An 11,404-nucleotide genomic window follows, 5' to 3' on the forward strand; every position below is an offset into this window, starting at 1 on the left:
ATTATTGTTTCGCTTTGGGATAAGAGTTTTTTGTTTTCATTTATTTTCTCAAAAAAACTAGAGATCTTTTGTTCCTTTAGCAGGTTACCGGAATTAGACGCCAAACCGTGATCATTTGCTTCAAAAATTTGTGGAGAGGTAAGAAGATAGACCATTATCACAGCACTCCATACCAGCACACAAACACTTGCTGTACCGATCACTAGCATCTTTCTCATGTGCACAACCCTATACCATGACTTGTTCCCTTTCCTCTATGCGTGAAAAGGCATCCGGATCGACTTCCTTCAGAGCCTCAGACGCTAATTCTAAGGCTGATTCGTACTGATAAGATCTAAATTTATTTTCCGCCTCCAGTAGTCGTGCTGCTAGAATTGGATACTTGCTTCTATATCGATTGGCGTATTGGATAACTCTCTCAGCCAAGCGGGCTCTATCCATAATTTTTTGAGCTTCATCATAGATAGCCTGTGTCATATCTGATGCATCGTTTAAATGGTTATGAACGGCGGCCATATCCAAAGGCTCTCTTTCAAGACATGCAAAAACTTCATCAATTTTTTCACTCGCTATTTTCATGTCTTCATAAATCGAAGATGGAATTCCTGGTATGTTGCTGCGTTTTAACCGCCGATATGTTTCTAAGAGTAACTGCTCCATATCAGAAAGCTTCGTTTTTGCATCCATTTCCTCTCTTCTTAAAGCTTGAACTTTCTCATCGAACTCCTGATGTTTCTCTTGAAGTTCCATCAAATTCTGGCGTGCTTCTTCAAGCTCCAGTCGCAGCTCTGAATAAGCCGACTCTCCATCCTGTCTCTTATGCTCCAGGCTGATAAACTTTTTCTTTAGCTGACTAAACCAGCTTTTCAATCCCTCATAGGATTCGGCTTCTTCCCCTTGCATCTGATAAGAAACATCAATTTCTTCCATGTCTTCTTCCGTTTCCATAAAGACAGCTTCGAGGTTATCAAGTTGCGACCTTAAAGGTGCATACTGTTTCTCAACATATTGATGAGCAACAGCTTCTCTCTCGAGCATCTGATAAATTTCCTGAATTCTTGTTTCAATTTCAACAATTAATTCTTCTACATCTGTTTGGTCATTTTCATTTAATCTGGCTAATGCTTCCGTAAGAATACGTTCATACCTATGTATTTCAGGGAGCAAATCTAAATGAGCTACTCGGTAACCTTCTGCTTTCATTTCTTCGATCCCTTGCTTAAGCTCTCTTAACTGCTCTGGCAGTTCCAAGTTTACTTTCTTATAACGCTCAGGGAACATTTCGGTCTCTTCCTGAAGGTTAACCAACTCCTCACGAATGGACTGGACCAGTTTATTCGCCTCAATATAGTTGCCCTGCTCGGCTAATTCTTCATACGTACCCAACTGCAGTTCCAGCTGCTCTACTCGTTTCTCGAACAAAGAAGCAGATTGGCCAAACTGGTTACGGTGCTGAATTAGTTTGCGGGACAATTCCTTAATTTCAGGACCAATGGATTCGATTTCAATTCGGCTGTTTTCCTCCGAATCCAGCAAACTCTTAAGATCTTCCAGAATTTTTTGAATGTCGTTTTCAATCGCTACTAACTTGTCCTCTGTGCTATCTAATACTTTCTGGACTCGCTTCCATTTATAACGGTCTGCAGCTTCCTCTGCCTCGTAAAGATCTTTCTCAATAGCAGTAAGATCCTTAGTTATTATCGTATCCCACTGTTCACGCCAGGCTTCAAACTTCTCTTGCGTTTCCCCTGATAAGTTCAGGTTCTTCACTTTTGATAATTCTTCAGTCACCGGCCTATTCGTAATATCCATTTTCCAATTTTCTAACCGGTCCACCGCATCATAGACTTTCTTACGCCAAATTAACCCTGCGATAAATAGCGCAATCACAAGCAGTATAACTCCAATGATGTACTTCATAAATAGCCTCCTTACAAAATCACCGTCCGACGGATTCTTTCGTTCCGAAATGTAAAATAGTTGTTTATAATGATACCATGTATTTAGAGATTTTGGCTAAAATATTTCAAAAATATTAACCTACTTACCAAAAATACAATCCTAAAGGAGCATTTAAGAATGAGAGACGGTCACATCCATACCCCATACTGCCCGCACGGAACGGCAGATTCATTTAAATCATATATAGAGAAAGCCATATCTATTGGCTACGACACCATGACATTCACTGAGCATGCTCCTCTGCCAACCTCGTTCGTTGACCCTGTCCCTGAAAAAGACAGTGGAATGGCTCTAGCAGAAGTGGAGTCTTATCTTTCTGATATCAATCGTCTGCAAAAAGAATACAAGGATGATATCTCTATTCAAGCAGGGTTTGAAGTTGACTATATCGAAGGGTATGAAAGGGAAACGGAGACTTTCTTAAACAGATATGGACCTGAATTAGATGACAGCATCCTTTCCGTACATTTCATTAAAGGAAATAGCCAATGGTATTGTATAGATTACAGCCCTAACATGTATGAAGAGGCTCTTCATGATCTGGGTGGCAGCAACCATTTGTATCAAGCCTACTTTAATAATTTAAGAAAATCTGCTGAAGCGGATTTAGGAGCTTATAAACCATCGAGGATTGGCCACATGACGCTGATCAGGAAATTTAAAGACTTATATCCCTCTCCACCGGGCTGGGAGGTGCGAGCTGAACAATTTCTTAAAGTACTCAAGGAGCAGGGACTGGAACTAGATTATAATGGAGCAGGACTTCAAAAGCCCCACTGCAAAGAAACATATCCGCCAAAGTCTATAGCAGATCAAGCTTCTTCAATGGGGCTTCCGTTAGTTTATGGCTCTGATGCTCACGCAGTGTCTGGATTGAAGCAGGGCTTTAGCGAAATTGATCCTAGAATCCTAAGCTTTAACCGCTAACTTTTGCACGGCTCCCTGTTCTAGCATGGACTGGCTGTACTCCTCCACAAAATGGCTTAGTGAAGCCTCAGTAATAAAGGGGTCCCTGAATTCATGAGGCATCGTAAATGGAGCATTTAGAAGCCCTTTCAACTGCAGTACTTTCAGCTTTTCCTTAAAAGTGATCTCCATTTTCGATGATTTTTGAAATAAAATATTAGATAGCAGATGGTCTTCTTTGGCTAAATAAGTAACAAGCATTTCCCGGGCAAACACTGTATTTAAAGAAAGTTCTCGATATACTAAACAGGAAAGTTGATTGTGAGACAGTTTATAATGTAATATTTTTCTCACTAGAGTCTCTATACGCTCATTTGCATCAGTAAAATGAATACTCTCTAAAATTTCTAAATAAGGCTCGAAATAATTGATAGCCAGAGACTCAAATAACCCCTGCTTACTCTTAAAGTAATAATGGATTAAGGATACGTTTACATTAGCAGCACTAGCAATATCACGAACCGAGGTTCCGTTGAAACCTTTGCTGTAAAATAGACGGCAGGCAACATCCAACACTCTATCACGTGTGACATTCTGTCGGTTCATCATTTTTCCCCCTCATAGAGTAATTCTACCTGTGGAAGGGTTTTCCTGCTTTGAATCGTGCATCAAATACCGACAGTAGTTTATGTGAGTGTGTCGAATCAATCATTATAGGAGGTTCTAATTATGTTCCAATCCACTTCATACACAGGTACGAAAGAAAAAAACTATGAGTTACTTTTAAAACAATTACAAGCGTTACTTGAAGATGAACCTGATGTTATAGCAAACCTCTCCAATGTTTCTTCATTATTAAATCAATTTCTGGAAGACGTAAACTGGGTAGGCTTTTACCTATGGAAAGAAGATCAGCTTATATTAGGACCATTTCAAGGATTGCCAGCCTGTGTAAGAATTCCATCTGGTAAAGGTGTCTGCGGTACGGCTGTAGCTGAAAGAAGTGTACAGAGAATTGAAGATGTCCACGCATTTCCTGGTCACATTGCCTGCGATGCGGCCAGTCAGTCAGAAATTGTTATCCCTATTTTCAAAAACAATGAAATCTTCGGAGTGCTGGATATTGACAGTCCAAATAAAAACAGATTTGATGAACAGGATGAAAAATATCTAACCAAATTTGTTGAAATTCTTCAAACTTATGTATAAATTAAAAACCCGCTGACAGCGGGTTTTTAATTTATACTCTACTTAAAGCAGTTTCAGGGAAAGGCGTTCAATTAGTTAACAGCTGAAATACCTTCCAGGTTGGCTTTAATTAAGTAGTTTCTTCCATAACTATTTGATTTTTTCCAGCTTCCTTTGCTTTATATAAAGCTTCATCGGCACGCCTTACTAATTCCTTGCCACTCAAAGGGGAGTCAGCGTTCCAGGAAGATACACCACAAGAAACGGTTACCGAAGGCGAAGTAGCCAAGAATATTTCCTTTCGTATGCTATCCGCTACCTGAAAAGCCTCTTTACAAATCATACCTGGAATATAGACTGCCAGTTCCTCTCCTCCCCACCTGGCAGCCATTCCACTTCCATTCAGTACGGATTGAATAGCCTCTGCTGTCTGGCAGAGAACTTCATCTCCTTTTTGGTGGCCATATGTATCATTGACCTCCTTGAAATTGTCGATATCAAAGAGAATAAAAGCACCGCATTTGTCGTTTAGTGTATGTTCTTCCACACATTTATCTAAGTAATTTCTCGAATGAAGTTTGGTTAAATAATCGGTAACCACCGTTTTCTCTAATTCTTCTCTGAGCATCGAATTAGCAAAAGCAAGCGTTGAGTGATGAATCAGAGACTGAAGAAGTTTGAACGAATCAAATGAGAAGAAATAAGGCTGTTTATGAAGAACAATTGCAAGACCGTCCAGGTGCTCATGATCCGTCATCCTTACAGCCATTATTGATTTATACTTTTCACCATATTTATGGTTAGTAGAGGATAAATTCCCAATGAATACATCACCTTTCTCTTTATTGACCCTTTGCTTCAGCATCGAGATTAGCAGTTGTGAGTCGGCCGTTTCAAAATAGGGAGAACTTCCTTCGAGAATTGTGTTCTCATCATGATTGCACTCATTAAAAGTCACGAACCCGACTTCGTCTGCCTGAAATGCCTCCGCCAGAGTAGAAGACATATAGGAAATTTTTTCGTTAAAACGTGTATTTGAATTTAGTTTTTGGGATTTAGAATTGATGAGCTGTAAATCACTATTTAGTTTCCTCGACTGTTGATAAAGCTGAACATTTTCAATAGCGTCACCCACAGTGGATGCAATAAGCTCCACAAGATCACACTCTTCCTTAGGAAGATGAATGCGAGAGGGATCTAGAACTTCTAAAACCCCATAAACACCTTGCTTTCCTTTTAGCGGAGCATAAAGTTTTAGTGACCCACTATGTGCATATACTTCTATTTGCATTTTCCCCGTCAAAAACGCTTGAGAACTGGATGCTGAAGATACGTCATTATCATAAGAAAGCTCTTTCACAGGTAAATCACGGTCAGTTGAGATGTCTTGAGATAACCACAATGTATAGGTCAGTCCTGAGTCATTCTCCTTAAGAGTGCGAATCGTTTCCCTCATAATCTTGTTCATATCAGTAGAAGAATTAAATTTGGATGTAAGATTATACAGCCGTTCATATTTTGTTTTTTCATCTGAGATATTATGGTCAAATTCTGCTTTGGATAGACATTTAACAATTTCAATGGACGTCTCTCTCAATAATCTATCTTTATAGCAATGGAAAGCCTCACACCCGAGCACTAAATATCCAATTCTCTTTGATTTATTTTCTAAAGGAATAACTCTTACATCTAAGGAGGTATAAGTTTGAACAATTAAATCTCTAATTGCACCCTCTGTCTGCTCTATCAGAAAGCATCTCTTTAAATTCAGCCCTGCTTCTTGAAGGTTTGAGTACAATCGATAAGCTTCTTGCCCTTCCTTACGTAAATAAACAGAAACAACAGGTACATCCAATTGAGTTTTTACTATATTAGCTACTTCTATGACAAATTCCTCATATGAACACCCAGCAGAATTTGTAAGTAAATTAAAAAAATCCCTCTGCATATGATGAATTAGTAGTTGATCAGTCGCTGACCGTATCATAGAGCATCACCTGTCTCCCTTTCTTTAATGAGTCTATTGTACCATTCCATTGTGCCTTGACACGAATTTTAATATGCTTATCTTTCGATTTTATGTATCCCTGCATCCATATTAGTAAATGTAAGGGTGTTTCATATCTGACTTTATCGTGAAATGACATTGGTAAGCGATCGTCCCCACAAACCTTAATCTTACAATAGCAAAATAGCGAACCCTTTCTTAGTAGCTATTCTAAGTGTACCTTCTCTATTATTGCTACTTTTTCATTCCTTCCTCTTGACTTATCGACTTAAAAAAATTATACTTGTCGTTGTGTAAAATAAATGGCAGCCTATGTGAACCGGCGTTGTCATCATTTTGTTCCTCTATCAAGAGGTGCATCGTGTAACTCTCTGCTGCTGGAGCGATGGTGCATGAAAACATAATGAGCAACGTATAAAGGCCACACTGTTTTTATTTTATGCAAATAAAATAAAAAGGAGGAATTCCTATGGCACGCTACACAGGTCCAACCTGGAAAAAATCCCGTCGCTATGGTATTTCTTTAAGCGGAACTGGTAAGGAGCTAGAAAAACGCCCTTACGCACCTGGACAACACGGTCCAAATCAACGTAAAAAACTATCTGAATTCGGTCTTCAGCTTCAAGAGAAGCAGAAGCTTCGTTTCATGTATGGATTGACTGAACGTCAATTCCGCCGTCTATTCGTAGAGGCTGGTAATATGAAAGGTATCCATGGTGAGAACTTCATGATTCTTCTTGAATCTCGCTTGGACAACATCGTATACCGTCTAGGTCTGGCTCGTACTCGTAACCAGGCTCGTCAGCTAGTTACTCACGGTCACGTAACTGTAGATGGAGGACGTGTTGATATTCCATCTTACCGCGTAGTACCTAATCAAGTGATCAGCCTACGTGAAAAATCCCAGAAACTAGACGTGGTAGAAGAAGCTATCGAAGTAAATAACTTCACACCTGAATATCTTACATTTGATGAAGATAAACGTGAAGGAACTTACTCTCGTTACCCAGAACGCTCTGAGCTTCCATCTGAAATCAATGAAGCTCTTATCGTTGAATTCTACTCTCGTTAATAGTTTTCTTGAAAAACCGCCGTTTAAAACGGCGGTTTTTTTACTTTAATTTCACTTTTAAGTATTCACGATATAATCAGCAGATTCACGAGGTTTAACATTTCGCATATAATAATCCTCCGCTTTCCAATACCTATTTCTGAATTTCTCCATATTTTTTTGAGCAGATGGATCCTCACGTGCGAATCTCCGGTTCCTAGGACAATCTAAAAATAGTAAGTGATTAAAATAAGGCTGCCACTCTTTTCTTTGAAGAAAAACCCCCTCTATAAGAATCACTCCCTCTTTGGGTAAATCAACCGTTTGATACTTATGATCATCCGACTCGTTATCATAGTAAGGAAGAATAAGCTGACAACCACGTCTGGCTTTTTTAAAAAGATGCTCTCTTAACCACTCCACCTCCCATTGCAACTGATAGTACTCATACCAATCTTCAAATCCAGTGTCGTAACGTTCATTCTTTTTAACGATATGATTGTCCATATGAAACGTGAAGACATCCACCCCTTTTTTATTTAGTTTGCTCTCCAGCTGGTTTACAAATGTAGTTTTTCCCGAGCGGCTTAAACCATCGACTCCTATTATATATAGTTGATTAGACGAAAGAGATGGAATAATATCAAATAGCTCGTGCGCCATATCTATTCAAACCTCCTTTTAAATAGTTTTAATTGCCTTGGGCACACGTATTCGTAAAGACCTAAAGATAAAAACTGCCTTTCTTATAGCCTGGAACGGCTTATAAAAAAGGCAGCTTTAAATAGTTTATTCGTAACGGACTAAGAAGTATTTCTTCTTACCTCTACGAATAATAGTGAATCGATCTTCAATACGGTTTTCTTCATTAATCTGGTGGTTTACTTCCTGGTTACGCTCACCATTAATATACACAGCTCCGTTTTTAATATCTTCCCTGGCCTGTCGTTTCGAAGAGGAAATTCCGGCGTCTACCAGCAACTGAACAAGCTGAGGTGCTTTTTCAGAAGATGAAAATGCTGGTACATCTTTAAAGCCCTGCTCAATCTCTTGTCCTGACAGAGATTTAATATCTCCGCTGAAAAGCGCTTCCGTAATTCTCTGAGCCTGAGCAAGCGCCGCTTCATCATGGACCAGCTTCGTCATCTCCTCAGCTAGACGCCGCTGTGCAACACGTTTTTCCGGTTGCTCCTGCACTTCTTTTTCTAATTCAGCGATTTCGTCCATCCCTAAGAAAGTAAAATACTTGAGAAACTTAATGACATCTCTATCATCAGCATTAATCCAGAACTGGTAGAATTCGTAAGGAGAAGTAGCTTCAGGGTCCAGCCAGATGGCTCCTCCAGCTGTTTTCCCAAATTTCGAACCATCGGCTTTTGTAATGAGAGGCATAGTTAACCCGTAAGCTTCTACTTCTTCTTCTCCTCGAGTACGACGAATTAGCTCTAAACCAGCTGTAATGTTTCCCCATTGATCACTGCCACCAATCTGCAGCGTACAATTTTCTTTCTGATTCAGCTTTTGAAAATCCAGTGACTGAAGGATCATGTAGCTGAACTCAGTGAAACTGATCCCTTGTTCTATCCTTGATTCCACAGATTCTTTGGAAAGCATGTAATTCACGCCAAAATGTTTCCCGGTATCTCTAAGAAAATCAATGATCGTCATCTCAGATAACCACTCGAAATTATTTCGAGCTGCTGCAGCATTTTCTCCTTCATCAAAGTTCAGAATTTTAGCAAGCTGTCCTTTAATTTTTTCACTATACTCATGAACCACACTAGCCTCATTTAATTGTCGTTCTGACGAGCGGCCGCTCGGGTCCCCGATCATGCCAGTGCCCCCTCCTACCAACGCGATAGGACGATGACCGGCCTGCTGGAATCGCTTCAGCATCAGTATAGGAAGAAGGTGCCCGATGTGAAGACTCGCTCCCGTTGGGTCAAAGCCGCAATAAAGAGTAACTTGTTTCTCATTCAAGTGAGAGGCCAAGCCATCTTCATCCGTTATTTGATTAATTAAACCTCTTTGTTGTAAATCTTTCAGCAATTCCATGTGATCACTCCTCTTTTTCTTAGTATGCGTATGTTTAATGGCGGATAGAGCATAAAAAAAAGACCTCATTATCCCTATAATAAAGGGACGAGATCTCGTCGCGGTACCACCCTTGTTGCACGTCTGTGCCACTTGTATCGATAACGGCTACTCATAACCGTCTTCTGATTCATACCAGAAGATTGCTCCGGACCGTAATTCAAAAACAAATGTGGCCTGACTTCCACCAACCGTCAGGTCTCTGAACCAGTGATTTGTTTTTTACTTCAATCGTTCAACGCACGCATATTTAACTATGTAATATTTTTATCACACTCATAAAGGAAAAGCAATAAGAATATCCTCTCCATTTATGTCCTCTTTCATTCCGTTGTGTTATAATATGGAATGGATTTTTTAGGAGGTCTCATCATGTCTAATAATAAAAATAGCGGTCGAAATAAAATGGATTTTAAATCATTATGGAAAAAAGGAAGCATTCAAAAAAAATCACGTATTACAGCAGATGTAGTTTGGAATGTTATTTTATTCTTTATTATTATCGGCTTCATAGGACTCTTCTTTGCCGGAGGAGTTGGAGCCGGTTACTTTGCATCTCTCGTTAAGGACGAAGAGGTTCGGAGTAAAGAACAAATGCAGGAAAGCATTTACAACTATTCAGAAACCTCAGAAATGTTCTTTGCCGGGGACGAAATGTTAGGCAAGGTTCGATCAGATCTTTACCGTGAAGAAGTAAAGCTGGATGAGGTAAGCGATAATGTTACGAATGCCGTCATCGCAACAGAGGATGAATACTTTAAAGAACATAGTGGCGTTGTGCCTAAAGCGATTATGCGTGCGGTCGTACAAGAAGTTTCAAACTCAGCAGTTAAGACAGGTGGAAGTACATTAACCCAGCAGCTCGTCAAAAACCAAATCCTCACAAACGAAGTCTCCTTTGAGAGAAAAGCTAAAGAAATGCTGCTCGCTCTTCGTATTGAACGTTTTTTCGAGAAAGAAGAAATATTGGAAGCTTACCTGAATATTGTGCCCTTCGGACGGAACGCTAATGGTCAAAACATTGCCGGCGTGGCCACTGCCGCTCAGGGAATATTCGGAGTAGAAGCTGAAAAGCTGTCCATTGCGCAGGCTGCTTTTATAGCCGGTTTGCCACAGGCTCCTTACGCTTATACCCCTTTTAATAACGATGGTTCCATTAAAAGTGAAGAAGGACTTGAGCCAGGCATGGATCGTATGCACGAGGTGCTTGAGCGGATGTATGAAGCCGAGTACATTTCAAAGCAGGAATATGAAGAAGCTAAAGACTTTAAAATTACTAAAGAGAATCTAGCAAACTCTACAACATCTGCCAATATTACCTATCCTTTCTTAACCAACGAGATTAAGAGAAGAGCTCAAGGTATTTTAGAAGTTCAGCTGGCAGAAGAAAACGGCCATAGTGAAAAAGATCTTGAAGAAGATGAAGAACTCGCGAAAGAGTATGAAGAACTTGCTGAACGCCGATTAACTTCTGGTGGTTATCAAATCAAAACCACCATAGATAAAGAAGTGTATGATGCTATGCAGGAAGTGAAGAATGAGTACGACGATAGATTCGGACCTGACAAGACCATTACTAAAGAGGATGCCGAGGGAGAAAAGTATGAAGTAACTCTTCCTGTCGAAGTAGGCAGCGTAGTCATGGAAAATGCCACAGGAAAGATATACGGATTTATTGGCGGCCGGGATTTCGAAAAGTCCCAAGTCAACCATGCGACAAACCCTTATGCAGCCAGAAGTATCGGAAGTACGATGAAGCCATTGCTAGTCTACGGCCCAAGCATTGATATGGGAGAAGGACATCCAGCTACTGTTATAGCCGACGTACCTTACGAATATCCTAATACAGCTCCAGGCGAAGATGGCGAAGTTAACAACTACTCTGGCACGCACCACGGGTTAGTATCAGCCCGGTATGCTTTAGCCAATAGCTTTAACATTCCGGCCGTAAAGCAATATGAAAAAATAGTAGATCAAAATCCAGCTAAAAATTATCTGGAGAAAATGGGAATAAGTAACTTAACTGAAGAAACAAGCGACTATTCTCGCCCTTCTTTGGCCTTAGGTGCAAAAGCAATCACAGTCGAAGAAAACACCAATGCTTATGGAACATTTGGGAACAACGGGAAGTTCGTGGACGCCTATATGATCGAAAAAATCGAAACCAAAGACGGTGAAACCGTATTTGAACACGA

10 protein-coding genes and 1 other annotated feature are annotated in these 11,404 nt (G+C 40.1%); of the genes, 4 read left to right on the forward strand and 6 right to left on the reverse strand.

The genetic code is table 11. The annotated features are described in order from the left end of the window. Both WAM07_RS06060 and ezrA read right to left on the reverse strand, forming a co-directional pair. Positions 1–203: hypothetical protein (locus WAM07_RS06060; protein ID WP_422165618.1), on the reverse strand; the 203-nt coding region annotated here is incomplete at its 3' end. 25 nt (positions 204–228) lie between these two features. After that, positions 229–1,920: a septation ring formation regulator EzrA gene (ezrA, locus tag WAM07_RS06065; protein ID WP_422165620.1), complete on the reverse strand. Its 1,692-nt coding sequence runs from the start codon at positions 1,918–1,920 to the stop codon at positions 229–231. 159 nt (positions 1,921–2,079) lie between these two features. On the opposite strand from ezrA, the gene hisJ reads away from it, so the two are divergent. After that, positions 2,080–2,889: a histidinol-phosphatase HisJ gene (hisJ, locus tag WAM07_RS06070; RefSeq protein ID WP_422165622.1), complete on the forward strand. Its 810-nt coding sequence runs from the start codon at positions 2,080–2,082 to the stop codon at positions 2,887–2,889. Here the strand turns inward: hisJ and refZ are convergent. Next, positions 2,872–3,474, reverse strand: a complete 603-nt coding sequence (refZ, locus tag WAM07_RS06075; RefSeq protein WP_422165624.1) for a forespore capture DNA-binding protein RefZ — start codon at positions 3,472–3,474, stop codon at positions 2,872–2,874. The genes hisJ and refZ overlap by 18 nt on opposite strands. A gap of 123 nt (positions 3,475–3,597) precedes the next feature. On the opposite strand from refZ, the gene WAM07_RS06080 reads away from it, so the two are divergent. Continuing rightward, entirely contained in the window at positions 3,598–4,077 is a 480-nt protein-coding gene (locus WAM07_RS06080; protein WP_422165626.1) for a GAF domain-containing protein, read from the forward strand. A 109-nt stretch (positions 4,078–4,186) separates the two neighbouring features. On the opposite strand, the gene WAM07_RS06085 is transcribed toward WAM07_RS06080, so the two are convergent. Further along, positions 4,187–6,043: a sensor domain-containing diguanylate cyclase gene (locus WAM07_RS06085; RefSeq protein ID WP_422165628.1), complete on the reverse strand. Its 1,857-nt coding sequence runs from the start codon at positions 6,041–6,043 to the stop codon at positions 4,187–4,189. Between the two features lie 490 nt (positions 6,044–6,533). Between WAM07_RS06085 and rpsD the strand changes: the two genes are divergently transcribed. Beyond that, positions 6,534–7,136, forward strand: coding sequence for a 30S ribosomal protein S4 (rpsD, locus tag WAM07_RS06090; RefSeq protein ID WP_014644034.1), 603 nt, complete (start codon positions 6,534–6,536; stop codon positions 7,134–7,136). Positions 7,137–7,193: 57 nt separating this feature from the next. On the opposite strand, the gene WAM07_RS06095 is transcribed toward rpsD, so the two are convergent. Together WAM07_RS06095 and tyrS are read right to left on the reverse strand one after the other, a co-directional pair. After that, complete coding sequence (locus tag WAM07_RS06095; protein ID WP_422165630.1) at positions 7,194–7,778, reverse strand: kinase; 585 nt, start codon at positions 7,776–7,778, stop codon at positions 7,194–7,196. Positions 7,779–7,904: 126 nt separating this feature from the next. After that, complete coding sequence (gene tyrS, locus WAM07_RS06100; protein WP_422165632.1) at positions 7,905–9,170, reverse strand: tyrosine--tRNA ligase; 1,266 nt, start codon at positions 9,168–9,170, stop codon at positions 7,905–7,907. An 80-nt stretch (positions 9,171–9,250) separates the two neighbouring features. Next, positions 9,251–9,457: a binding site (T-box leader), on the reverse strand. Positions 9,458–9,581: 124 nt separating this feature from the next. On the opposite strand from tyrS, the gene WAM07_RS06105 reads away from it, so the two are divergent. Further along, the coding region (locus WAM07_RS06105) for a transglycosylase domain-containing protein (RefSeq protein ID WP_422165634.1) at positions 9,582–11,404 on the forward strand (1,823 nt) is incomplete at its 3' end.

Source organism: Halobacillus sp. (assembly GCF_049282395.1).
GTDB lineage: Bacteria > Bacillota > Bacilli > Bacillales > Halobacillaceae > Halobacillus.

Coding starts and splice junctions, on each gene's coding strand:
- tyrS (WP_422165632.1), bottom strand. CDS start 9,170: ATGGAATTGCTGAAAGATTTACAACAAAGAGGTTTAATTAATCAAATA.
- rpsD (WP_014644034.1), top strand. CDS start 6,534: ATGGCACGCTACACAGGTCCAACCTGGAAAAAATCCCGTCGCTATGGT.
- WAM07_RS06080 (WP_422165626.1), top strand. CDS start 3,598: ATGTTCCAATCCACTTCATACACAGGTACGAAAGAAAAAAACTATGAG.
- WAM07_RS06095 (WP_422165630.1), bottom strand. CDS start 7,778: ATGGCGCACGAGCTATTTGATATTATTCCATCTCTTTCGTCTAATCAA.
- ezrA (WP_422165620.1), bottom strand. CDS start 1,920: ATGAAGTACATCATTGGAGTTATACTGCTTGTGATTGCGCTATTTATC.
- hisJ (WP_422165622.1), top strand. CDS start 2,080: ATGAGAGACGGTCACATCCATACCCCATACTGCCCGCACGGAACGGCA.
- WAM07_RS06085 (WP_422165628.1), bottom strand. CDS start 6,043: ATGATACGGTCAGCGACTGATCAACTACTAATTCATCATATGCAGAGG.
- refZ (WP_422165624.1), bottom strand. CDS start 3,474: ATGAACCGACAGAATGTCACACGTGATAGAGTGTTGGATGTTGCCTGC.